This window comes from Saccharothrix coeruleofusca, assembly GCF_014648515.1.
Taxonomy (GTDB): domain Bacteria; phylum Actinomycetota; class Actinomycetes; order Mycobacteriales; family Pseudonocardiaceae; genus Actinosynnema; species Actinosynnema coeruleofuscum.
Genome location: NZ_BMRG01000010.1, coordinates 200,753 through 224,471 on the forward strand (window position 1 = coordinate 200,753; position 23,719 = coordinate 224,471).

Genomic DNA, 23,719 nt, shown 5'->3' on the forward strand with positions numbered 1-23,719 from the left:
AACCGGGGGACCTTCAGGGTGACGCTGCTGCCGTTGGCGGGCCCGGCGATGGACACGTCCGGCGCGGCCACCGGCGGGTTCGCGCCCGGCGACCACGCGGTGAAGGTGCCGGACTGGTTGACGTACCCGAGCTTGCCGCCGGGGCGGATGTCGGTGCCCAGGACGTAGAGGTGCACGGCCTCGGAACGGCCGCTGTTGTTGGTCACGGTGAGCGGGAGCAGGTCCGGTCCGCTGGCCAGCACGGGCTTGATGATCAGGGTTCCGGCGGCGACGGCCGCGCCCACGACCAGTGCGCTCACCCATTTAGTTCTGGTGCGCATCGAGCGAGAACTCCTCTTTTGTGCAGGGCATATCGGTCTCCGCCCACCGGCGGTTCAGGGGGCCGCCGGGGCGTGGGACGGGCGGGAAAGGGCGCCACATCCCGTGAGAGCGCTCCCGTAGCGTTGTGGTTCCGCTGCGCGATGTCAAGGCCGGAGGCCGTGGCGTAGGGGTTGTCGCATTTCCTCGCCCGCTCTGATCTGCGACTCGGCGGATTTCTCCGGAAAAAGTGTTATCCCTGGTGTCGCAGCACGTCACAGCACCGCTGACTCCACAGTGGACTAGGCGGTGTCGTGCGAGTCACGCCCTGTCGCCCCACGGGTCGAACGTGCGCGACCTCTGAGTTCGTCGTTCAAGTCGCGCGCTCGCGCCTCTCGGATTAACCTTCGCGAATTTCGACAGTACTTGCAAACGCACACAGGCGTGTGCGGCGGTTCGGGACAATCGCGGCCGTGCGGATCGGAATCCCGGACCGCCCGTGTCCGCCGCGCGCGGCGCTCCTCCGCACCACGTGGCCGCCCACGACGTGAAGAGGCGATGCGCCGTGCGCGGGATTCCACGAGTCGTGTCATCGCTCCCGGTCCTGGTGCTGGGGATCGCGGTCACCGCGCCGACCACCGCGGAGCAGGCGCGGCCGACCAACGGCTTCTCCCGCGGCGGGCCGTGGAACACCAAGCTGCCCGCCCACGTGCCGCTGGACCCGCGTTCGGCGGAGATCGTCGACAACATCAAGCTGGACAAGGAGAACAACTACGGGACCTGAGCGGTCAACACCGATGAGTGCTCCACGCCGATCTACCACCCCACCGGACATGCTGGTGTCCAAGGGCACCGACGCCTCGGTGACGATCTACCAGCCGTCGACTGACACCTGCTGGACTTCTGGCGGGCCGAGCGGGACGCCGACGGCGACCGGTCGGCCCGCTGGGGCGGCAGGATCGAGCGGTACTCGCGCAACCCCGGCACCTTCTACAACCCGTTGGGGGCCACCGCGACCGACCTCCCGCTGGGGGCGTTCACCATCCGCCGCGAGAGCTGCGGCGCGGACGATCTCTCCCCTTGGACTACGCCAAACCCGCCCTCTGGCCACGTCTGCAAGTACTACCCGAGCCGCCGCGGCGGGCCGTTGACCACTGCCCGTCCACGACATCCGTTCGCACGGGTGGTAGTTGTGCGCTCGATCGAGGCGCACGGGTAGTACTTGCCGACGTGGTCAGGGCAGGGGGGTGTGGGTGGGGTCGACCCGTTCGGCCTCGCGCACCGGGCCGGGCGGGGTGCCGTCGCCGAACGGCCGCCCGCCCAGCGCCTCGCGCCCGTGCGGGGTGACCCAACCGGACAGGTCCGGTCCCAGCGGCACGATCCCGCTGGGGTTGATGTCCTCGTGCACGACGTAGTAGTGCTGCTTGATCTGCCAGAAGTCCACCGTGTCGCCGAACCCCGGCGTCTGGAACAGGTCCCGCGCGTAGCCCCACAGGGCGGGCATCTGGTCGAGTTTATTGCGGTTGCACTTGAAGTGCCCGTGGTAGACCGGGTCGAAGCGCACCAGCGTGGTGAACAGCCGCACGTCGGCCTCGGTGATGGTGTCGCCGACCAGGTAGCGCCTGCCGCTGAGCCGCTCCTCCAACCAGTCCAGCGCGGTCCACAGGCGCGCGTACGCCTCGTCGTAGGCCCGCTGGCTGCCCGCGAAGCCGCACCGGTACACGCCGTTGTTCACCTCGGTGAACACCCGCTGGTTGACCTCCTCGATCTCCTCGCGGTGCGCCTCGGGCAGCAGGTCGGGCGCGCCCTCGCGGTGGAACCGCCGCCACTCGGTGGACAGGTCCAGGGTGATCTGCGCGAAGTCGTTGGTCACCACCGCGCCGGTCGTGGTGTCCACGATCGCGGGCACGGTGATGCCGCGCGGGTAGTCCGGGTCGCGCTTGAAGTACGCCTCCTGGAGCCGCTCGATGCCCAGCACCGGGTCGCGCCCGCCGGGGTCGAGGTCGAAGGTCCACGACCGCGCGTCGTGCGTCGGGCCGGGCAGGCCGAGGGAGATCGCGTCCTCCAGCCCCAGCAGCCTGCGGACGATGATCGAGCGGTTGGCCCAGGGGCAGGCGCGGGCGGCGACCAGCCGGTACCGGCCGGGCTCGACCGGGAACCCGTCACGGCCGTCGGCGGTCACGCGCGTGGTGATGTAGCGGGTGTCGCGGGTGTACTCCTTGCCCTTGACCGAGTACTTGCCGCCTTCGCCGTGTTCGGGGTTCTCGCTGGTCTGCGCGGTTTCCGGGGTGCTGCTCACGGGGTCGAGCCTAGCTCTTGCGCGCCCGCGCGGCCGATTGGCGCGACCGCGCCCCGGCGGGCCGCGTCCCGCGCGGCAGCGCGTCCCCACCTGGTGCGGCCCCACGGCTTGAGCACCGACAGCAGCGTGATCACGAACAGCACGACCAGCATGACCGCCGACCCGGAGACCACGTTCGCGGGCAGCGCTCCGATGTCGGCGGCCGGGTCGTGCTCGGTCGCCGCGAGCGCGGTCCTGACGTTGTGCGCGACGCAGGCGTAGGCGAACGCCATCCCGCCCACGGTGAGCACCAGCTTCAGCACCACCCACCAGTGGTGCAGCACCCGCCACTTGGTGCGCAGCGCCAGCACCAGGCCGGTCACCAGGGCGCCCAGGCTGCCGGGGATCATGATCACCCTGTCGCTGAGGTGCATCAGCTCGTAGGCGGCGGGCCGCAGCGGCTCGCCCGCGCTGGTCGTGGCCGCGACGCCCATGACCAGCATCGCGTACGCGCCGCCGAACCAGCCGACCGAGATCGCGACGTGCAGCAGCAGCCACACCTTGCGCGTTCCCGGTCTCATCCGCCTGCTCGACGGGCGCTTCCCCGGTCCCCGGCGGTCATCGGGCGCGCTGGTGCTCGTGGGTTCCGCCATCACCGCTCCTCCGAAATCGGCTGTGGCGACCAGTGCAGCGGCTCCGCTCGCCCGGCGGATCACAGCGGAGACCCGTTCACGGGTATAGCCAGCTGTGCTGCGCCCGTGCGGTTTCCTCGTACGCTGCGGGGACGTGGACATCGCGGTGATGCGGAACCCGGTGCGGCTGCTCGGCTCGGCGATCCCGTGGCGGGCTTGGGCCTACGCGGCCACCGGCGCGCTGCTGGGCCTGCCCACCCTGGTGGCGCTGTTCGCGCTGATCGCGCTGGGCACGGCGTTCACACCGGTGCTCATCGGCCTGCCGGTGCTGGTCGCGGTCGGGTTCAGCGGGCTCGCGGTCGGCGCGGTGGAGCGGCGCAGGCTGGCGCTGCTGGGCGGGCCGCCACCGCCCAGCCCGCACCGGTCGTTGGGCGCGGTGCGCGGCAGGCGGTGGGTGCGCGCCAGGGGCGGCGAGAGCGCCACGTGGCGCGAGTTCGCCTACACCGCGCTGTTCGCCACCGGTCTGTGGGTGCTGGACTTCGTCGCCGCCGCGATCCCCGCGCTGTCACTGGCGCTGCTGGCCGCACCGGTGGTCCGCGGCCTCTCGCCGGGGCCGGTGCGCTACCTGGGCCTGGAACTGCCCTCGGTGCGCGCGTCGCTGCCGCTGGTCGTGCCCGCGCTGCTGGGCCTGCTGGTCGGGCTGTACCTGGTCACCCTGGTGGCGGCGCTGCACGCGGGCACCGCCCGCGCCCTGCTGACCGGCACCTCCGCGCGATCGGACCAGGACATGGAGCTGATCCGGTCGAACGGGCGGCTGCTCGACGCCTTCGACGCGGAGCGGCGGCGCATCGAGCGGGACCTGCACGACGGCGTCCAGCAGCGGCTGGTGGCGCTGGCCGTGCTGCTGGACGCGGCGCGGGCGCGGGCGGGGGAGGAGTCGGCCGAGCCGCTGGCGCGGGCCCACGCCGAGGCCGTCACCACCCTGGCCGAGCTGCGGGAGCTGGTGCGGGGCATCCACCCGCACGTCCTGGTCGAGCGCGGCCTGCGGACCGCGGTGGCCGAGCTGGTCACCCGCTGCCCGCTGCCGGTGGACGTGCGCATTCACGGCGTGGGCAGGCTGCCCGCCGCGGTGGAGAGCACGGCCTACTTCGCGGTCAGCGAGGCGCTGACGAACGTGGTCAAGCACTCCGGTGCCGACCAGGCGTGGGTGCGCGGCCGGGTGGCGGGGGACCTGCTGGTGGTCGAGGTGGGTGATCGGGGACCGGGTGGGGCGGACCCGGAGCGGGGCAGCGGGCTGCGCGGGCTGGCCGACCGGGTGACGGCGGTGGGCGGCCGGGCGCTGCTGTCCAGCCCGCCCGGAGGGCCTACGGTCGTGCGGGTGGAGATCCCGTGCGAGCCCGGTGGGGCGGGTGGGCGGTGATGCGCGTGGTGCTGGCGGAGGACTCCGGGTTGCTGCGGGAGAGCCTGGTCGGCCTGATCACCCGGTTCGGCCACCGGGTCTCCGCCGCGGTGGGCACCGCCGAGGAGCTGGTGGCCGCCGTCCGCGCCGAGGTGCCCGACGTGGTGGTGACCGACGTCCGGATGCCGCCCGCGTTCCGCGACGAGGGCCTGCGCGCGGCCATCGCGCTGCGCGCGGAGCTGCCCGCGCTGCCGGTGCTGGTGCTCAGCCAGCACGTGGACACCCCGTCGCTGGCCGAGCTGCTGGAGACCGGTGGCGCGGGCACCGGCTACCTGCTCAAGGACCGCGTGGCCGACGGCGCGGACTTCCTGGCCAAGCTGACCGAGGTGGCTGGCGGCGGCACGGTCGTCGACCAGGACGTGGTGCGCCGCCTGCTGTCCCACCGCCGCGACCCGCTGCGCCTGCTCAGCGCCCGCGAGCTGGAGGTGCTGGGGCTGATGGCGCAGGGCCGGTCCAACGCGGCCATCGCCGCGGACCTGGTGATCTCCGAGGTCACCGTGTCCAAGCACATCGGCGGCATCTTCACCAAGCTGGACCTGCACGTCGACAGCGCCGACCACCGGCGGGTGCGGGCCGTGCTGGCCTACCTGCGCGGCCGCGGCGGCTGAATCGTTGCCGAAACCGGCCGCCAGCCGGCCCACCCCGGACCTGCCTTCGCAGGATTGCCCTGGTCCGGGGGCCGGCCAAGACTGATCGTCATGACGCGCCTGAGAACCGCCGTGGGCCGCGCCGGGGTTGTCGTCACGACGGTCGCCGCGCTGGCGCCCGCACCCGCCAGCGCCGCGCCACCGCACCAGAAGACCGCCGTTCCCGCCTACTGGAGCCCGACCACGCCCGACGGGCTGACCGGGTTCCGCCGTCTGGCCCAGAACCGGCCCACCACGGGCATCGTGGTGGTCAACGGCAGCCGCAGCATGCCCGAGGCGCCGTTCTCCCGAGCGTGGGCGGACGCGATCGAGGCGATGCACAACGCGGGGATCAAGGTCCTGGTCTACGTCGACACCGGCTACCTGGGCGTGGAGTTCGGCCAGGGCGCGCACCGCACCCGCGACGGGGAGACCTCGCCCGAGGCGTGGACCGCCCAGATCGAGCGGGACATCGACGACTGGTACGCCCTCTACGGCGGCTACGGCGTCGACGGCGTGTTCCTCGACCAGACCATCGCGACCTGCGGCGCGGAGGGCGAGCACGTGGCCCGCTACGCCGCGATCAGCGCCCGGATCAGGAGCACTCACCCGCACGCGCACATCGCCCTCAACCCCGGCCACCCGACCGAGCAGTGCTACGAGGGCGTGGCCGACACCATCCTGTCCTTCGAGGGCGACTACCAGTCCTACCTGGCGCACACCCCGCCGGAGTGGGAACTGGCCCACGCCGACCACGACAAGTTCTGGCACCTGGTCTACGACGTGCCCACGCGGGAGGACATGGCGGCGGTCGTCGCCCGCAGCAAGGCCAACGGCGCGGGCTACGTCTACGTCACCGACCGCGGGCACGACCCGTACCCGTGGGACGTGATCGCCGGGTACTGGGACGCCGAGCTGGGCGAGGTGGCGGGCGTGGTGGACACGACCGCGCCCGCCGCGCCGCGCGAGGCCACGGCGGTCGCCTCGCCGGTGCAGGTGGTGCTGCGCTGGCGGGGCTCGCTGGACAACGTGGCGGTGACCGACTACGAGGTGCTGCGCGACGGCGTCCCGGTCGGCACCACGCACGACACCGCGTTCACCGCGACCGGGCTCCAGCCGGGCACCGCCTACACGTTCAGCGTCCGGGCCCGCGACGTCGCGGGCAACGCCTCCACGCCCAGCGCGCCGGTCACCGTCACCACGCCGCCCGCCTCGGTGCTGGCGCCCGCCGGGTGCGTCACCCCGACCGCCGCGCAGTACCGGGCCGACTTCACCAGGGACTTCACCCACCGCCGGGTGTTCATCGACTCCGACGACGACCCGGCCACCGGGTGGGCGCTGCCGCCGGGGCAGCCGCAGGGCATGGACCACATGGTCGAGGGTTCCGTGCTCTACCGGTACACCGGGCCGGGCTGGGCCTGGGAGCCGGTCGCCGAGGTCGAGCAGGAGGTGGCCGGGCCGACCTTCACCTGGCGGGTCTCCACCGACGTGCTGGCCGAGGCGGTGGGCAGCCGTCAGGTGGTGGTGTTCAACGGCTCCGACGGCGCGGAGGACTTCAGCGATCCCGTGGTGGTGGTCGCCACCGACGACTGCTCCGCGGAGGCGTTCCCGAGCGCGCCCCGGCACGCTCGCGGGGGCCGCTGACCGCGGGCCGCGACGACCAGGCGGGACAGCGGGGCCGGGGACGTCGGTCCCACCCGGTGATCGGTAGGACCGACCTGTGCCACTAGAGTGGAGCGCCTGCCAGTCCGAGCTCTGGGGGAGCACGTGGCGGAGATCGAAGCCGTGGCCGACCGCGCCGGACCGGCGCGCCGCCCGCGCTTCGTGACGTCCCATTCGTCTTGTCGATGACGGGGCTGTTCGCGCGGCGGGTGCGCCCACCGCGCGTCGTCCCGCGGGAAAGGATCGTTCGGACTCCATGAAGGTATTCAGGAAGGGCGCGGTCGCGGTCGCCGTCCTCGTGGCCATGACCGCCGCGCCCGCGCTGCCCGCGGGTGCCGCGCCCGTGCTCGTCAGCGGTCAGCAGGACGCCAAGCACCGCTTCGACCCCGCGCTGCTGGCGCGCATCCACCGGGCGAACGCCTACGCCCAGAACCGCCCCGGCTTCGCGGGGATCGTGGTGCGGGACCGCCTCACGGGCGCGGTCTGGCGCAACTCCGACTCCGACACGCTGATCTGGGCCTGCTCCACCCCCAAGCTCGCGATGGTGGTGGACCTGCTGCTGCGCAGCGACGCGGGAGCCGTCACGCTCACGGCCGAGGACCGCGACCTGATGCACCGCATGCTGCACTCCAGCGACGACGACGCGGCGCACACCCTGTGGAACCGCTTCGGCGGAGAAGCCGAGTTCGCCTCCCGCTTCCCGTCCTACGGCATGACCGACATGCGGTTCACCGACGAGCACCCGCACCACTGGGGCTGGATCCTCACCACGGCCGACGACCTCGACCGGCTGATCAACTACGTGTTGGAGGAACTGCCCGCCGTCCACCGCGACTACATCGTCAACGAGATGCGCGGGGTCGACCCCAACCAGCAGTGGGGGGTCTGGGGAGCGGGGAGCACCGCCCGGCCGGGCAACAAGAACGGCTGGTCCGACGACAACGACGACGGTTCGTGGCTGATCAACTCGGTCGGCTTCGTCGGCCCCGACGAGCGGTACACCCTGGCCATCATGGACAACACCCAGGTCGTCGAGAACGGTTACGAGGTCGGCGTGCGGACCACGACCGAGACCAGCAGGATCATGTTCGGCGGCTACTTCGGCTGACCCGTGCTCCGGCGCCGGTGGGTGCGGCACCGCGTACCCACCGGCGCGATGCGGATCAGGCCGTGCGCCGCTCGACGGCCACCGACAGCGCCACCAGGGCCAGGCCCGCCAGGCTCAGCGCCACGCCGACCCACGCGGTGGCGGTGTAGCCCCAGTCCGCCGCGATGGCCAGGCCGCCCAGCCAGGCCCCCGCGCCGTTGGCGATGTTGAGCGCCGAGTGGTTGGACGAGGAGGCCAGCGACGGCGCGTCCGGGGAGGCGTCCATCAGCCGCACCTGCAGCGCCGACGCCAGCACCTGGGAGGTCAGGCCGAGCAGGAACACCGAGCCGAACGCGGCGGCGGGCGCGGTGGCGGTCAGCCCGAGCAGCACCAGCACGGCGGTCACCGCGATCAGCGAGCCGAACACGGTGCCCATCACCGACCGGTCCACGAACCGGCCGCCGACCGTCGCGCCGATCGTCATGCCCAGCCCGAACACCGCCAGCACCCACGGCACGGCCCCGCCGGGCAGCCCGGCGACCTCGGTGGTGATCGGGGAGATGTAGGAGTAGACGGCGAACATGCCCCCGAACCCGACCATGCCGGTGAGCAGGGCGAACCACACCTGCGGACGGCGGAACGCGCGCAGTTCGGCGGCCACGCCCGCGTCGCGCGGGGCGGGCGTCCTGGGCAGCCACCTGGCCACCGCCAGCGCCGTGGCGACCTCGATGACGGCCACCGCCAGGTAGGCCGCGCGCCAGCCGATCTGCTGCCCGGCCACGGTCGCGACCGGCACGCCGACCAGGTTGGCCACGGTCAGCCCGACCATGATCCGGGCCACCGCGGTGCCCCGCCGCTCCGGCGGCACCAGTGCGGCGGCCACCACGGCGGCGATGCCGAAGAACGCGCCGTGCGGCAGCCCGGCCAGGAACCGGCTGGTCATCAGCAGCCCCGTGCTCGGCGCCACGGCGGACAGCCCGTTGCCCGCCGCCAGCGCCAGGGTCAGCGCGATCAGCAACCCCTTGCGCGGCAGCTTCGCGGCCAGCACGGTGATCAGCGGGGCGCCGACCACCACGCCCAGCGCGTAGAGGCTGATCGCGTGGCCCGCGGTGGGGATGGAGATGCCGAAGGTGTCGGCGACCTGGGGCAGCAGGCCCATGGTGGCGAACTCGGTGGTGCCGATGCCGAAACCGCCCAGCGCGAGCGCGGCCATGGCGGCGGGGTTGCCCCGGCGGGTGGCGGGTGCGGCGGTGGCGGTCGCGGTCATGGGGGTGCTCCTGTCGACTCCGTGCCCCGTGTCGACAGTGACCGAGACTGACTCGGTTAGCTAGCCAAACTATTTTATCGGTGGTGGTCGCCCGTGGCGCATGACTGTGCTCACACCCGGTGCTGATCCTTTGTGGACCGGAGGGCTCCGCCGGGTGGCCACTGTGGACGGACCGATCACCGTTCGTGCTCACCGGTTCGGCCGAACGTGCGCTTGACGGGGCCGTCCGTGCGTCGAGGGCCGCGCGTCGGGCGTCGGCTCCGGGGTTTCCGAACGGCGAACTCGGGGTGCCGGGAGTCCGACTCGCGGGGTGGGCGGGGGTGTTGAATGGAGGCGGGCGGTGAAGGAGGCGGGCGATGGCGGCACCTGGTGGAGGACGTGGTCCGCGCACGCGGACCGACCTGCTGCGGTTGCTGCGCGACGAGGGCGCCACGTCCAGGGTCGCCCTGGGCGAGCGGCTGGACCTGCCGCGCGCCAAGCTGACCGCCGAGATCGCCAGGCTGGTCGACGAGGGGCTGGTCGCGGTGGGCGGTCCGGCCGCCAGTCGGGGCGGCAGGCGCTCCACCCTGGTGCACCTCGCCGACGACCTGCGGGTGATCGGGGTGGACGTGGGCGTCACCTCGATCACGGTCGCGGTCACCGACGGCCGGTGCGAGGTGCTGGCCAGCCAGAGCGAGGACTGCGCGGTGCGGCTGGGCCCGGTCGAGGTGCTGCGGCGGGTCGCGGACCTGGCCGAGCGGGTGCTGGAGAAGGCGCCCGGCCGGCTGATCGGCGCGGGCATCGGGCTGCCGGGGCCGGTCAGCTTCCGCGACGGGATGCCGGTCGCGCCGCCGATCATGCCCGGCTGGGACCGCTACCCGGTGCGCGACGACCTGGCGGGCCGCTGGGGCTGCCCGGTCACCGTGGACAACGACGTCAACGTGATGGCGCTGGGGGAGCGCCACTCGGGCGTGGCGCGCTCGCTGGACGACTTGATACTGGTCAAGGTGGGCACCGGCATCGGCTGCGGGATCGTCGTCGGGGGGCGGGTCTACCGGGGCGCCGCGGGCACCGCGGGCGACATCGGGCACATCCGGCTGGACGACTTCGGGCCCGCCTGCGCGTGCGGCGAGCTGGGCTGCCTGGAGGCGTACTTCGGCGGCGCGGCGCTGGCCCGCGACGCGCTGACGCTGGCCCGCAGCGGGCGCTCGCCGATGCTGGCCGCCACCCTGGCCGAGAAGGGCTCGCTGACCGCCGAGGACGTCGGCGTGGCCGCCTCCTCGGGCGACTTCGCCGCGGCCAACCTGATCCGCGAGGGCGGGCGCAGGCTGGGGCAGGTGGTCGCCTCCCTGGTCAGCTTCCTCAACCCCGGCATGGTGGTCATCGGCGGCGGCGTGTCCCGGCTGGGCCACTCCCTGCTGGCCGAGGTGCGCAGCGCGGTCTACAGGCGGTCGCTGCCGCTGGCCACCGGCAACCTGCCCATCGTGCTGTCCGAGCTGGGCGAGCTGTCCGGCGTCATCGGCGCGGCCTGGTCGGCCACCGATCGGGCCTTCGACATCGCCTGAGCGCGCCCGCGCCGTCATCCCCGACAGGGGCACCCGCGGCTACCCCGTTGCGCCCATGTTTCGTCCGTTCGGAGCCTACTTTCGACAAGTTTAAGCAAAAGTCTTGCCAAGTTTGACCTTTTGCCCACAGGATTGCGCTCGGCTTCAGCCGGGAGTGTGAGCTGGAGCACGGGAACGCCCCTCGATGGAGCGGAGGCGCACGTGCCGCGATCGGTCGGTTCGCCGGGCAGGCGGGACACCCTCGCCCTGCTCGCCCGCACCCTCCGCGAGCACGGCCCCGCCTCCAGGGCGCGGCTGGCCGTCCTGACCGGACTGCCCAAGGCCACCGTCTCAACCCTGGTCGTGGAACTGGCCCGGCGGGGCCTGGTGCGCGTCGCGGGCCGCGTCGAGCTGCTGCCCCGCACCGCGTTCGGCATCGGCGTCGAAGTCCGCCTCACCAGGGTCGTGGCCACCGCCGTGGACCTCGACGGCGGCACCCGGCTGAGCAGGCAGGCGGTGTGCGAGCCCGCCGCGCTGCGGGTCGAGGAGGTCGCCGACCGGATCGGGTGGGTGATCGCCGAGCTGAGCGCGGACGTGCGCGCGGCGGGCGGGTGGGTCTGCGGGATCACCGTGGTCGCGCCCGGCCTGATCGACACCGAGCACGGCGTGGTCCGGCTGGCGCCCCGGCTGCGCTGGCGGGAGGTGGCGCTGCTGGACACCGTGGCCGCGCGCACCGGCCTGCCGCTGGAACTGCTCGCGCTGGGCAACGACGCCAACCTGGCCGCGCTCGCCGAGCACCGCGCCGACCCGGTGCCCGACCTGCTGTGCCTGGTCGGCGACCACGGCGTGGGCGCGGGCGTGGTCGCCGACGGCGTCCTGGTGCGCGGCGCGTCGGGCTACGCGGGCGAGGTCGGGCACATGGCGCTGGAACCGCTGGGCCCCTACTGCGCGTGCGGCAGGCGCGGCTGCTGGGAGGCCTGCGTCGGCTTCGACGCGCTGCTGCACGCCGTGGCCGCGCCCGGCGACCCGCTGCTGGACCCCGCGCTGGACGCCGCCGAGAGCCTGGCCGTGGTGCGGGCCAGGGCCTCGGCCGGGGACTGGCGCGCGCTGGACGGCCTGCACCGGATCGGCGCGGCGCTGGGCACCGGCGTGGCGATCCTGGCGACCCTGCTCAACCCCACCGCCGTGGTGCTCGGCGGCTACTTCGCCGCGCTGGCGGAGTGGCTGGTCGAACCGGTGCGGGCGGAGGTCGCGGCGGGGCCGGTGGCCGCCGCGGCGGTGCCCTCGGTGCGCGCCTCGGCGCTGGGCGCGAGCGCGGCGGGGGCGGGCGGCGCGCTGCTCGCGCTGGAGCGCGCGTTCGACGACCCGGCCAGATCCGGTCCGGACCACCACGACCACGAGGAGGCCCCCGCGTGAGCGAACCGCTGCTGACGATGTCCGGCATCGTCAAGACCTTCCCCGGCGTGCGGGCGCTGGACGGGGTGGACCTGGAGGTCCGCGAGGGCGAGGTGCACTGCCTGCTCGGCCAGAACGGCGCGGGCAAGTCGACGCTGATCAAGGTGCTCGCGGGCGCCCACCAGCCGGACGCGGGCACGATCACCTGGCGCGGCGCGCCCGCGGTGCTGTCCTCGCCGGTCGCCGCGCTGCGGCTGGGCGTGGCCACCATGTACCAGGAGCTGGACCTGGTGCCGGGGATCTCGGTGGCGGAGAACATCTTCCTCGGCCACGAGCGGGCGCGCTTCGGCTTCAGCAGGCGCGGCGCCATGCGGCAGCGCGCGGTGGGGCTGATGCGCAGGCTCGGCCACCCGGAGATCCGGCCCGACCGCGAGGTGGGCCTGCTGTCCGCGGCCGGGCAGCAGCTGGTCAGCATGGCCCGCGCGCTGGTCCACGACGCCCGGCTGATCGTGATGGACGAGCCGACCGCGGCGCTGGCCTCCGACGAGGTGGACAACCTGTTCCGCATCGTCGGCGAGCTGACCGCCGCGGGCGTGGCCGTGGTCTACATCTCCCACCGGCTGGAGGAGATCCGCCGGATCGGCAGCCGGGTCACCGTGCTCAAGGACGGCCGCACGGTCGCCTCCGGGTTGCCCGCCGACACCCCGACCAACGAGCTGGTGGACCTGATGTCCGGCCGCAAGGTCGAGGCCGTCTTCCCGGTCAGGCAGGCATCCACCGCGGACGAGCGGCGCGAGGTGCTGGTGGTGCGGGGGCTCACCCGCCACGGCGAGTTCCGCGACGTCAGCTTCACCGTGCACGCCGGGGAGATCTTCGGCATCGCCGGGCTGGTCGGCTCCGGCCGCAGCGAGGTGCTGGAGACCGTCTTCGGCGCGCGCAAGCCGGACGCGGGCAGCGTCACCGTCGACGGCCGCGCGCTGCGGCCGGGCAGCGTCGCCGACGCGGTGCGCGCGGGCATCGGGCTGGCCCCGGAGGAGCGCAAGAGCCAGGGCCTGCTGCTGGAGCTGCCGGTGGCGCACAACGTGACCCTGGCCAGCCTGCCCGCCTACAGCCGGGCGGGCTTCACCGACCGCGCCCGCGAGCTGCGCGACTCGCGCGCCACCCTGGAGCGGCTGGACCTGCGCCCGGCCGACCCGCGCAGGCTGGTCGGCACGTTCTCCGGCGGCAACCAGCAGAAGGCGGTGGTGGCGCGCTGGCTGGTGCGCGGCTGCCGGGTGCTGCTGCTGGACGAGCCGACCCGCGGCGTGGACGTGGGGGCGCGCGCCGAGCTGTACCGGCTGATCCACGAGCTGGCCGCCGAGGGCGTGGCCGTGGTGCTGGTCTCCAGCGAGGTGCCGGAGGTGCTCGGCCTGGCCGACCGGGTGCTGGTGCTGCGCGAGGGGGAGGTGGCCGCGCAGCGGCCCGCCGCCGAGCTGACCGAGGCCGCCGTGCTGGACATCGTGATGGAGGGCAGCGCCGTGAGCGAGATCGCGGACGTCACCGAGGAGGCTGTCTGATGGTTGCGCCCCAACGGGAACTGACCGCGCAGCAGGGGGTCGGGAAGGCCCCGCCCTCGCCGGGGGAGCGCAAGTGGTCCGGTGGGCTGAGCTTCGACGTGCGGCTGGCCGGTCTGCTCGGCGTGCTGCTGGTGCTGTGCGCGGTCGGCTACGCCACCCGACCCGACAGCTTCCTCACCGAGGCCAACATCTCCACCATGTTGCGCCTGGCCGCGGCCATCGGCGTGGTCAGCGTCGGCATGACGTTCGTGATCATCAGCGGCGGCATCGACCTGTCGGTGGGCTCCATCGTGGCGCTGTCGAGCGTGTGGATGACCACGGTGGCCACCCAGTCCTACGGACCCGCGGTGATGGTGCTGTGCGCGCTGCTGGTCGGCCTGGGCTGCGGCCTGGTCAACGGGCTGCTGATCTCCTACGGCAAGATCGTGCCGTTCATCGCCACCCTGGCCATGTACGCCTCGGCGCGCGGCCTGGCCGAGCGGCTGTCCGGCAGGCGCACCCAGGTGGTCACCGAGACCGGGTTCACCACGTTCTTCCGCGGCGCGTTCCTCGGCGTCCCGGTGCTGATCTGGATGCTGGCCCTGGTCTTCGCCATCGGCTGGGTGGTGCTCAACCGCACCACGTTCGGCCGCCGCACCTTCGCCGTCGGCGGCAACGCCGAGGCCGCCCGGCTGGCGGGCATCAACGTCAAGCGGCACACCGCGCTGGTCTACGGCATCGCGGGCCTGTGCTGCGGCATCGCCGCGCTGATGGTGGTCGCCAGGACCACTTCCGGCGCCTCCACCAACGGCCTGTTCTACGAGCTGGACGCCATCGCCGCGGTGGTCATCGGCGGCACGCTGCTCAGCGGCGGCCGGGGCACCCTGATCGGCACGCTCATCGGCGTCCTGATCTTCACCGTGCTCAACAGCATCTTCACCCAGAACAACCTCGACACCGACATCCAGAACATCGCCAAGGGCGTGATCATCATCGCCGCGGTGCTGCTCCAGGGGATCACCGCGCGCAGGCGCCGCGTGCTCAAGACCTGACCGCACCAGCAGTCCCAGCCCCCACCGCCGTCCACCGACACCGCTGGAGTCCGCCATGTCCTCACTCGACCGCCGCAGGTTCCTCTGGGGCACCACCGCCGTGGGCGCCACCGCGCTGCTCGCGGGCTGCACCTCCAACGAGACCCCGCAGAGCACCGGCGCCGCGCTGGCCGGGGCCTCGGGCGCGAACACCCAGCCGGGCAAGCAGGTCACCATCGGCTTCTCCGCACCCGCCGCCGACCACGGCTGGATGGCCGCGATGACCAAGAACGCGCGCGCCCAGGCCGAGCAGTTCTCCGACGTGACCCTCAAGGCCACCGAGGGCACCAACGACGTCAACCAGCAGATCGCCCAGGTCGAGACGCTGATCAACGACAAGGTCGACGTGCTGGTGGTGCTGCCCTTCGACGGCAAGGCGCTGACCGAGGTCGGCAGGCAGGCCATGGACGCGGGCATCCCGGTGATCAACGTCGACCGGATCTTCGACACCCCGCTGGCCTACCGGACCTGGATCGGCGGCGACAACTACCGCATGGGCGTCAACGCGGGCAACTACATCGCCGAGCAGATGAAGGCCAAGAACATCGCCAACCCGGTCATCGCCGAGGTCGCGGGCATCGACGCGCTGCCGCTGACCCAGGAGCGCAGCCAGGGCTTCAAGGACGCGCTGGCGCGCAGCGGCTTCAGCGTCGGCCCCCGCGTCTCGGCGCAGTTCACCTCCGAGTCCGGCGAGCAGCAGACCTCGAACCTGCTCCAGGGCGCGAGCCGGATCGACGCGCTGTGGAACCACGACGACGACCAGGGCATCGGCGTGCTGGCGGCGATCGAGAACGCCAACCGCAGCGAGTTCATCATGGTCGGCGGCGCGGGCTCCAAGAACATGATGGACCGCATCAAGGCGGACAGCAGCGTGGTCAAGGCGACCGTGCTCTACAGCCCCTCCATGGCCTCGTCGGCCATCGCGCTGGCCCGGCTGCTCGGCCAGGCCAAGGGCATCGGCGACCTGGCCGAGCACGAGATCCCCGCGCTGATCACCACCTACTCCGCCGTGGTCACCAAGGACAACGTCGACCAGTACATGGACGTCGGCTTCGACTCGTGAGCGAGGCGGCATTGCGGTTAGACGGCACAGGACGGAAGGCGACGCGATGAGCGAGAGCAACGGGGAGATCGGGGTCGGGATGGTGGGCCACGCCTTCATGGGCGCGGTCCACTCCCAGGCGTGGCGCAACGTGCACCGGTTCTTCGAGGTGCCGCTGACGCCGCGGCTGGCGGCGCTGTGCGGCCGGGACGAGTCGCGGGCCAAGGAGGCCGCGGCCAAGTACGGCTGGGCGGGCGTGGAGACCGACTGGCGAACCCTGGTGGAGCGGGACGACGTGGGGCTGGTGGACGTGTGCACCCCCGGTGACACCCACGCCGAGATCGCCATCGCGGCGCTGACCGCGGGCAAGCACGTGCTGTGCGAGAAGCCGCTGGCCAACACCGTGGCCGAGGCGGAGGCCATGGCGGCGGCGGCCGAGCGGGCCGCGGCGCGGGGCGTGCGCTCGATGGTGGCGTTCAACTACCGCCGGGTGCCCGCCCTCGCGCTGGCCCGCAAGCTCGTCGAGGACGGCAGGATCGGCGAGGTCCGCCACGTCCGCGCGGTCTACCTGCAGGACTGGCTGTCCGACCCCGCGGCGCCGATGACCTGGCGGCTGCGCAAGGAGAAAGCGGGCTCCGGCGCGCTGGGCGACCTGGGCGCGCACATCGTCGACGCCGCGCAGTGGGTGGTCGGCGACCTCATCACCGGGGTCTCGGCGCTGTCGGAGACCTTCGTGCGGGAACGTCCCGACGGCGAGGGCACCGGGCAGGTCACCGTGGACGACGCCGCGCTGTTCCTGGCCCGCTTCGCGGGCGGCGCGGTCGGCACCTTCGAGGCCACCCGCTACGCGCTGGGCCGCAAGAACGCGATGCGGTTGGAGGTCAACGGCTCGCGCGGCAGCCTGGCCTTCGACTTCGAGTCGATGAACGAGCTGTCGTTCTTCGACGGCGACGCGCCCGGCGCGGAGGCCGGGTTCCGGCGAATCCTGGCCACCGAGCCCGACCACCCCTACGTGGGCGCGTGGTGGCCGCCGGGGCACCTGCTGGGCTACGAGCACACCTTCACCCACGAGGTCGCCGACCTGCTGACCGCCATCGGCACCGGCACCGACCCGGCGCCCAGCTTCGCCGACGGCCTGCGCGTGCAGCGCGTGCTGGCCGCGGTGGAGGACAGCGCCGCGCACAGCGCCACCTGGACCCCCGTCGGGGGCTGACCAGCCCGGATCAGGCGGCAACGCCACCCCGGCGCGCGGGCCGGGGGCGGCATCGCCGTGCGGAGAGGAGGACGCCCACCCGTCCGCGGTTCCCGTCGTCGTGAGCGTGAGAACGAGGAGAGAACACCCCGTGCGAGGAAAGAGAAGCAGCCCCGACATCCCACCGACACCCCGCTCCGCCGCGAGCCGCGCGGCCGTCGCCGCGCTGGCGCTGACCACGGCCCTGGGCTCGGCTGCCCTGGGCGTGACCCCGGCGGCGGCCCACCCCGACGGCGAGCACGTCCTCGTCTTCTCCAAGACCGCGGGCTTCCGCCACGACTCGATCCCGGCGGGCATCGCCGCGATCACCGAGCTGGGCGCGGCCAACGGGTTCACCGTGGAGGCGACCGAGGACGCGGGCGCGTTCACCGACGAGAACCTGGCCCGCTACGACGCCGTGGTGTGGCTGTCCACCACCGGTGACGTGCTCGACGACGCGCAGCAGGGCGCTTTCGAGCGGTACATCAACGGCGGCGGCGGTTACGCGGGCGTGCACGCCGCGGCCGACACCGAGTACAGCTGGCCCTGGTACGGCGAGCTGGTGGGCTCCTACTTCAAGTCCCACCCGGCCATCCAGGAAGCCGACGTCCACGTCGAGGACCACGACCACCCCGCCACGGCGGGACTGCCCGAGGTGTGGACGCGCACCGACGAGTGGTACAGCTACCGCAGCAACCCGCGCAGCAGGGTGCACGTGCTGGCTTCGCTGGACGAGCAGAGCTACGCGCCCACCGACCCCTCCGGCGACCACCCGATCTCCTGGTGCCACACCCCCGGCCAGGGCCGCTCCTGGTACACCGGCATGGGCCACACCAAGGAGTCCTACGCCGACCCGCAGTTCCGGTCCCACCTGCTCGGCGGCCTGAAGTACGCCATGGGCGCGACCGCCGCGGACTGCGAGCCCGACCCGGACAGCCCGCCGACCGACGCCGACTTCGACCAGGTGACCCTGGCGCAGGGCGAGGAGAAGACCGGCGAGCCGATCGCGCTGGCCGTGCTGCCCGACCGCCGCGTCCTGCACACCTCCCGCGACGGCCGGATCTGGCTGACCACCCCGGAGGCGACCACCACGCTGGCGGGTCGGATCCCGGTCTACAACCACGACGAGGACGGCCTGCAGGGCGTCGCCATCGACCCGGACTTCGCCAACAACCGCTGGATCTACCTCTACTACGCGCCGCCGCTGGACACCCCGGCCGGTGACGCGCCGGAGAACGGCACCGAGGCGGACTTCGCGCGCTTCCGCGGCCACAACCAGCTCTCCCGGTTCAAGCTGACCGAGGCGGGCACCGTGGACAACGCCAGCGAGCAGAAGATCCTCCAGGTCCCGGCCGACCGCGGGCTGTGCTGCCACGCGGGCGGCGAGATCGACTTCGACGCGCAGGGCAACCTGTACCTGTCTACCGGCGACGACACCAACCCGTTCGCCTCGGACGGCTACACCCCCATCGACGAGCGCGCCACCCGCAACCCGGCGTTCGACGCGCAGCGCTCCTCGGCCAACACCAACGACCTGCGCGGCAAGGTGCTGCGGATCAAGGTCGGCGAGGACGGCGGCTACACCATCCCGGACGGCAACCTGTTCGCCCCCGGCACCGAGAAGACCCGGCCCGAGATCTACGCCATGGGCTTCCGCAACCCCTTCCGGTTCTCCGTGGACAAGGAGACCGGCTGGATCTACCTGGGCGACTACGGCCCCGACGCGGGCTCGGCCAACCCGGCGCGCGGCCCCGGCGGCAGCGTGGAGTTCAACCTGGTCAAGCAGCCCGGCAACTACGGCTGGCCGTACTGCGTGGGCGACAACGTCCCCTACGTCGACTACGACTTCGCCACCGGCACCTCCGGTGAGAAGTTCGACTGCGCCGCGCCGAAGAACACCAGCCCGCACAACACCGGCCTGGTCGACCTGCCGCCGGTGCAGCCCGCCTGGATCCCCTACGACGGCGCTTCGGTGCCGGAGTTCGGCGGCGGCGGCGAGTCCCCGATGGGCGGCCCGACCTACCGGTTCGACCCGGAGCTGGACGTGGTCACCAAGTTCCCGGAGCACTTCGACGGCAAGAACTTCGCCTACGAGTGGGACCGGGGCTGGATCAAGACCATCGACGTCGGCCCCGACGGCGAGCGCGGCGCGATCACCCCGTTCTTCGACTCGATGACGCTGACCCGCCCGATGAACCTGGAGTTCGGCCCGGACGGCTCGCTGTACGTGCTCGACTACGGCAGCGGCTACTTCGGCGGCGCCCCGGACTCGGCGGTGTACCGCATCGACTACACCCGCGGCCACCACACCCCGGTGGCGAAGCTGACCGCAGACAAGACCTCCGGCCCGGCGCCGCTGACGGTCGACTTCGACCCGAGCGGCACCGCGGACGAGGACGGCGACGCGCTGACCTACGCGTGGGACTTCGACGGCGACGGCACGGTCGACTCGACCACCGCCGGGCCGGTCTCGCACACCTACACCGAGCTGGGCCAGTTCTCCGCCAAGCTGTCGGTGACCGACCCGACCGGCCTGGTCGGCTCGGCCAGCGTGGTGATCAGCGTGGGCAACACCGCCCCGGTGGTCACGCTCAACGCGCCCGCCGACGGCAAGGTGTTCAGCTTCGGCGACCAGGTGCCGTTCTCGGTCACCGTGACCGACCCCGAGGACGGGCAGGTCGACTGCTCGAAGGTGACCGTGGAGTACATCCTCGGCCACGACAGCCACGGCCACCCGCTGAGCCGGGCCACCGGCTGCGAGGGCGTCATCGCCACCCCGTCCGACGGCGGGCACGGCATGGACGCCAACATCTTCGGCGTCATCAACGCCTCCTACACCGACACCGGCGCACCGGGCGCCCCGGCGCTGACCGGGTCGGATGAGGTGATCCTGCAGCCGAAGGACAAGCAGGCCGAGTTCTTCACCACCATGCAGGGCGTGCAGGTCGTCGAGGCAGGCGAGGCCGAGGGCGACAAGCGCGTGGGCCACATCGACGACGGCGACTGGATCGCCTTCGACCCGGTGAACCTGGCCGGTGTCGACGCGATCGGCTACCGCGTCTCCTCCGGCGGCAGCGGCGGCGTCATCGAGGTGCGCGTGGACTCGCCCGACGGCGCGCTGGTGCAGCAGGTCGCGGTGCCCGCCACCGGCGGCTGGGACAACTACGTCGACATCGCCCCCGCGCCGATCACCGATCCCGGCGGCACGCACCGGCTGTTCCTGGTGTTCCGGGGCTCGGGCAGCCTGTTCGACGTGGACGCGATCCGGTTCCGCACCGGCAGCGGTCCCGGCGGCTGGCAGCCCGTGCAGCCCAAGCCCGCCGAGTCGTTCGACTCCCAGCAGGGCGTGAACCTGTTCGACGACGGCCCGGCGCAGGACGGCCGGCAGGTCGGCGACATCCACGACGGCGACTGGATCGCCTTCAACGGCGTCGACCTCGCGGGGATCAGCGGCATCGGCTACCGCGTCGCCTCCGACAGCGCGGGCGGCACGATCGAGGTGCGCGCCGACTCGCCGACCGGTCCGCTGCTGCAGACCACCGCGGTCGGCAACACCGGCGGCTGGCGCTCGTACGCCGACATCGCCCCGCACGGCGTCACCGACCCCGGTGGCGCGCACGCGCTGTACTTCGTGTTCCGCGGTGGTTCGGGCGCGCTGTTCGACGTGGACACGATCACCTTCGCCGGACCGGGCGCGGTCGCCGGGGTGGACGTGCCCGCCGAGAACCTCAGCGGCCAGCAGGGCGTCATGGTCTACGACCGGGAAACCGCCCAGGGCGGCAAGAGGGTCGGCGAGATCCACGACGGCGACTGGGTGTCGTACGAGGACGTCGACCTCTCGCGGGTCGGCGCGATCGGCTACCGCGTCTCCTCCGGCGGCATCGGCGGCACCCTTGAGGCGCACGCCGACTCCCCGGACGGCCCGCTGGTGCACGAGCCGCTGACCGTGCCGGTGACCGGGAACTGGGACACCTACCTGGACCTGGCGCCCAAGGCGGTCACCGAACGCGGCGTGCGGGACCTGTACCTGGTGTTCAAGGGCGGCACCGGCGGCGCGCTCTACGACGTGGACACGGTGAAGTACCAGAACTACAAGCCGATCGGCACCGGGTGCGGCACCACCGTGGAGGAGGGCTACCGCAGCCTGCTCGACGACTCGGGCACCGAGGGCTGGAAGCAGGCCGGGCCGGGGCGGTTCGTCGAGAGCGGCTGCGACGTGCTGTCCACCGGCGGCATGGGCCTGCTCTGGTTCGAGGAGGAGTTCAACTCCTACAGCCTCAAGCTGGACTGGCGGATGGCCGGTGACGACAACTCCGGTGTCTTCATCGGGTTCCCCGACCCCGGCGACGACCCGTGGGTGGCCGTGAACAACGGCTACGAGATCCAGATCGACCCCACCGACGCGCCGGAGCGCACCACCGGCTCGGTCTACTCCTTCAAGTCGGCCGACCTGGCCGCGCGGGACGCGGCGCTCAAGCCGCCGGGGCAGTGGAACGCCTACGAGCTGGTGGTGACCGGCCAGCGCATCCAGGTGCTGCTCAACGGGGTGCTGATCAACGACTTCACCAGCACCGACCCGGCGCGCGACCTGACGCAGGGCTACATCGGCCTGCAGAACCACGGCGACGGCGACGACGTGTGGTTCCGCAACGTGCGGATCAAGGAGATCGACGCGACCGCGCCGGTCACCACCGCCACCGCCGCCCCGCCGGGGGACAGCGGCTGGTACACCGCCGCGCCGGTCGCGGTGACCCTGGCGGCCACCGACGACAGCGGTGTGGCGAGCACCGAGTACCGGGTCGACGGCGGCGAGTGGACCCGCTACGCGGAGGCCGTCCTGGTCTCCGGGGACGGTGTGCACACGGTGGAGTACCGCTCGACCGACACCGCGGGCAACGTGGAGCAGGTCAAGTCCACGCAGCTCAGGGTGGACGCGACCGCGCCGCTGAGCACGGCCTCGTTCGCCGCTCCCGGCGACACCGGCTGGCACCGGGGCAAGGTGTCCGTGGTGCTGTCGGCGACCGACCCGACCTCCGGCGTGGCGCGCACGGAGTACAGCCTCGACGGCGGCGCCTGGAAGGCGTACACCGGGCCGGTGGAAATCTCCGGCGACGGCTCGCACACGCTGCTGCACCGCGCGGTGGACGTGGCGGGCAACGTGGAGGTCGACAAGGCCGCCACGCTCGACATCGACGCCACCGCGCCCACGCTGCTGGTCTCGGGCGTGGCCAACGGCCGGGTCTACGGCGACGCGACCGACCTGGTGGTGTCGTGGCAGACCGGTGACGCCACCTCCGGCATCGCCTCGGTGACCAGCACGCTGGACGGCCAGGCCGTGGCGTCCGGCTCGCTGATCGCCCTGCACGCCCTGCCGCTGGGCCTGCACTCGCTGGCGGTGTCGGTGAAGGACGGGGCGGGCAACGAGACCAGGGCGGACCTGGCCTTCGCCACCACCACCTCGTTGCGCGACATCGCGCAGCTGCTCGACCGGTTCCGCGCCACGAACCGGTTGTCCGCCAAGGCGCACGCGGACCTGAGCAAGCAGCTGACCAAGGTCCGCTCGGCCGAGGCCGCGGGCCGGGACGAGAGGGCCGCGAAGGAGCTGGAGCGCTTCCTGGAACTGGCGGGCGACGCCCGGTCGGTGCCGGACGCGGCCGTGCGGGCGGTGCTCGCCCGCGACGGCGGGGTGGTGCTGGAGTCCCTGCGAGGACCGGGGGACGGCACGAACCGACGCTGAACAACCCCGCCGCCGGGGGCGCGTGCCCCCGGCGGCGGGACCGCCAGGGAGGGATGTCGATGGCTGACGAACGAACCGGGCTGTGGTTGGCGGGCGCTCGCGGATCGGTGGCCACCACCGCCGTGTGCGGGCTGCTGGGGCTGCGCGCGGGCCTGGTGCCGCCCACGGGCTGCGTGACCGAGCTGCTGGAGGCCGACCTGCCGCCGTGGGACTCGCTGGTGGTCGGCGGGCACGACGTGGTCTGCACCCCGCTGGCCAAGCGCGCCGAGCAGCTGGCCAAGGCGGGCGTGGTCCCGTCGGACCTGCTGGGCCCGATCGACGGCGGGCTGGCCGAGGTCGAGGCGGAGATCCGGGACGCGCCGACCGGACCGCAGGGCGAGGCCGCGGCCCGCCTGGTGGCGGATCTGGAGTCGTTCCGCGCCAGGCACTGCCTGGCCCGCGTGGTCGTGGTCAACGTCGCCTCCACCGAACCGCCGGAGCCACCGCGCCCCGAGCACGAGGACCTGGCGGCGCTGGAACGGGCGCTGGCCGCAGGGGAGGCGGTCCTGCCGCCCAGCTCGCTGACCGCGTACGCGGCGATGCGGGCCGGTTGCTCCTTCGTGGACTTCACGCCGTCGACCGGTGCCGCGCTGCCCGCGCTGGACCGGTTGGCGCACCAGGTGGGCGTGCCCTACGCGGGGCGGGACGGCAAGACCGGGGAAACCCTGGTGCGCACGGTGCTCGCGCCGATGTTCACCGCCCGCGCCCTGCGCGTGCTGTCCTGGTCGGGCACCAACCTGCTCGGCGGCGGCGACGGCTCGACGCTGGAGGACCCGGCGCACGCGGCGAGCAAGCTGCGGACCAAGGCGTCCGGGCTG

Annotated in this window: 17 protein-coding genes; 13 read left to right on the forward strand and 4 right to left on the reverse strand. The window is 72.9% G+C overall.

The annotated features are described in order from the left end of the window. Positions 1-299 (reverse strand): beta-1,3-glucanase family protein (locus tag IEZ00_RS37010; protein WP_229796023.1); only part of this gene is annotated, 299 nt, incomplete at its 3' end. A 584-nt stretch (positions 300-883) separates the two neighbouring features. Between IEZ00_RS37010 and IEZ00_RS23600 the strand changes: the two genes are divergently transcribed. Next, positions 884-1,081: a hypothetical protein gene (locus tag IEZ00_RS23600; RefSeq protein WP_189225494.1), complete on the forward strand. Its 198-nt coding sequence runs from the start codon at positions 884-886 to the stop codon at positions 1,079-1,081. 450 nt (positions 1,082-1,531) lie between these two features. On the opposite strand, the gene IEZ00_RS23605 is transcribed toward IEZ00_RS23600, so the two are convergent. Continuing rightward, complete coding sequence (locus tag IEZ00_RS23605; protein WP_209624045.1) at positions 1,532-2,491, reverse strand: glutathione S-transferase family protein; 960 nt, start codon at positions 2,489-2,491, stop codon at positions 1,532-1,534. A 101-nt stretch (positions 2,492-2,592) separates the two neighbouring features. Then, the gene (locus IEZ00_RS23610) at positions 2,593-3,228 is read right to left on the reverse strand and encodes a hypothetical protein (RefSeq protein WP_189225496.1); all 636 of its coding nucleotides are present in this window, start codon (positions 3,226-3,228) and stop codon (positions 2,593-2,595) included. A 133-nt stretch (positions 3,229-3,361) separates the two neighbouring features. Between IEZ00_RS23610 and IEZ00_RS23615 the strand changes: the two genes are divergently transcribed. The 4 genes from IEZ00_RS23615 (at position 3,362) to IEZ00_RS23630 (ending at position 8,062) form a co-directional block, all read left to right on the forward strand. Further along, on the forward strand, positions 3,362-4,627 hold the full coding sequence (locus IEZ00_RS23615) for a sensor histidine kinase (RefSeq protein ID WP_229796024.1): 1,266 nt from the start codon (positions 3,362-3,364) through the stop codon (positions 4,625-4,627). Further along, complete coding sequence (locus IEZ00_RS23620; RefSeq protein WP_189225530.1) at positions 4,627-5,274, forward strand: LuxR C-terminal-related transcriptional regulator; 648 nt, start codon at positions 4,627-4,629, stop codon at positions 5,272-5,274. Before IEZ00_RS23615 ends, IEZ00_RS23620 begins: the two co-directional genes overlap by 1 nt. A gap of 90 nt (positions 5,275-5,364) precedes the next feature. After that, complete coding sequence (locus IEZ00_RS23625; RefSeq protein WP_189225497.1) at positions 5,365-6,936, forward strand: spherulation-specific family 4 protein; 1,572 nt, start codon at positions 5,365-5,367, stop codon at positions 6,934-6,936. Between the two features lie 274 nt (positions 6,937-7,210). Further along, complete coding sequence (locus IEZ00_RS23630; protein WP_209616963.1) at positions 7,211-8,062, forward strand: serine hydrolase; 852 nt, start codon at positions 7,211-7,213, stop codon at positions 8,060-8,062. Positions 8,063-8,117: 55 nt separating this feature from the next. Here the strand turns inward: IEZ00_RS23630 and IEZ00_RS23635 are convergent, their stop codons facing one another. Continuing rightward, positions 8,118-9,308 carry an MFS transporter gene (locus tag IEZ00_RS23635; RefSeq protein ID WP_189225498.1) on the reverse strand — a complete coding sequence of 397 codons (1,191 nt, stop codon included), beginning with the start codon at positions 9,306-9,308 and terminating at the stop codon, positions 8,118-8,120. Between the two features lie 356 nt (positions 9,309-9,664). Here IEZ00_RS23635 and IEZ00_RS23640 point away from each other — a divergent pair, with 356 nt between their 5' ends. The 8 genes from IEZ00_RS23640 to IEZ00_RS23680 form a co-directional block, all read left to right on the forward strand. Next, positions 9,665-10,852: an ROK family transcriptional regulator gene (locus IEZ00_RS23640; protein WP_189225499.1), complete on the forward strand. Its 1,188-nt coding sequence runs from the start codon at positions 9,665-9,667 to the stop codon at positions 10,850-10,852. Positions 10,853-11,053: 201 nt separating this feature from the next. After that, on the forward strand, positions 11,054-12,247 hold the full coding sequence (locus IEZ00_RS23645) for an ROK family transcriptional regulator (protein ID WP_189225500.1): 1,194 nt from the start codon (positions 11,054-11,056) through the stop codon (positions 12,245-12,247). Positions 12,248-12,264: 17 nt separating this feature from the next. Continuing rightward, entirely contained in the window at positions 12,265-13,782 is a 1,518-nt protein-coding gene (locus IEZ00_RS23650; protein WP_189225532.1) for a sugar ABC transporter ATP-binding protein, read from the forward strand. Continuing rightward, on the forward strand, positions 13,782-14,813 hold the full coding sequence (locus IEZ00_RS23655) for an ABC transporter permease (RefSeq protein ID WP_189225501.1): 1,032 nt from the start codon (positions 13,782-13,784) through the stop codon (positions 14,811-14,813). The genes IEZ00_RS23650 and IEZ00_RS23655 overlap by 1 nt, the downstream gene beginning before the upstream one ends. A gap of 55 nt (positions 14,814-14,868) precedes the next feature. Continuing rightward, positions 14,869-15,915: a substrate-binding domain-containing protein gene (locus IEZ00_RS23660; protein ID WP_189225502.1), complete on the forward strand. Its 1,047-nt coding sequence runs from the start codon at positions 14,869-14,871 to the stop codon at positions 15,913-15,915. Between the two features lie 46 nt (positions 15,916-15,961). After that, positions 15,962-17,107 (forward strand): Gfo/Idh/MocA family protein, encoded by a 1,146-nt coding sequence (locus IEZ00_RS23665; protein ID WP_189225503.1) that lies wholly within the window; start codon positions 15,962-15,964, stop codon positions 17,105-17,107. A gap of 211 nt (positions 17,108-17,318) precedes the next feature. Then, entirely contained in the window at positions 17,319-22,862 is a 5,544-nt protein-coding gene (locus IEZ00_RS37015; RefSeq protein ID WP_229796033.1) for a ThuA domain-containing protein, read from the forward strand. 59 nt (positions 22,863-22,921) lie between these two features. Beyond that, on the forward strand, positions 22,922-23,719 hold a 798-nt coding region (locus IEZ00_RS23680; RefSeq protein WP_229796025.1), incomplete at its 3' end, for an inositol-3-phosphate synthase.

Coding starts and splice junctions, on each gene's coding strand:
- IEZ00_RS23610 (WP_189225496.1), bottom strand. CDS start 3,228: ATGGCGGAACCCACGAGCACCAGCGCGCCCGATGACCGCCGGGGACCG.
- IEZ00_RS23620 (WP_189225530.1), top strand. CDS start 4,627: ATGCGCGTGGTGCTGGCGGAGGACTCCGGGTTGCTGCGGGAGAGCCTG.
- IEZ00_RS23625 (WP_189225497.1), top strand. CDS start 5,365: ATGACGCGCCTGAGAACCGCCGTGGGCCGCGCCGGGGTTGTCGTCACG.
- IEZ00_RS23630 (WP_209616963.1), top strand. CDS start 7,211: ATGAAGGTATTCAGGAAGGGCGCGGTCGCGGTCGCCGTCCTCGTGGCC.
- IEZ00_RS23635 (WP_189225498.1), bottom strand. CDS start 9,308: ATGACCGCGACCGCCACCGCCGCACCCGCCACCCGCCGGGGCAACCCC.
- IEZ00_RS23640 (WP_189225499.1), top strand. CDS start 9,665: ATGGCGGCACCTGGTGGAGGACGTGGTCCGCGCACGCGGACCGACCTG.
- IEZ00_RS23650 (WP_189225532.1), top strand. CDS start 12,265: ATGTCCGGCATCGTCAAGACCTTCCCCGGCGTGCGGGCGCTGGACGGG.
- IEZ00_RS23655 (WP_189225501.1), top strand. CDS start 13,782: ATGGTTGCGCCCCAACGGGAACTGACCGCGCAGCAGGGGGTCGGGAAG.
- IEZ00_RS23660 (WP_189225502.1), top strand. CDS start 14,869: ATGTCCTCACTCGACCGCCGCAGGTTCCTCTGGGGCACCACCGCCGTG.
- IEZ00_RS23665 (WP_189225503.1), top strand. CDS start 15,962: ATGAGCGAGAGCAACGGGGAGATCGGGGTCGGGATGGTGGGCCACGCC.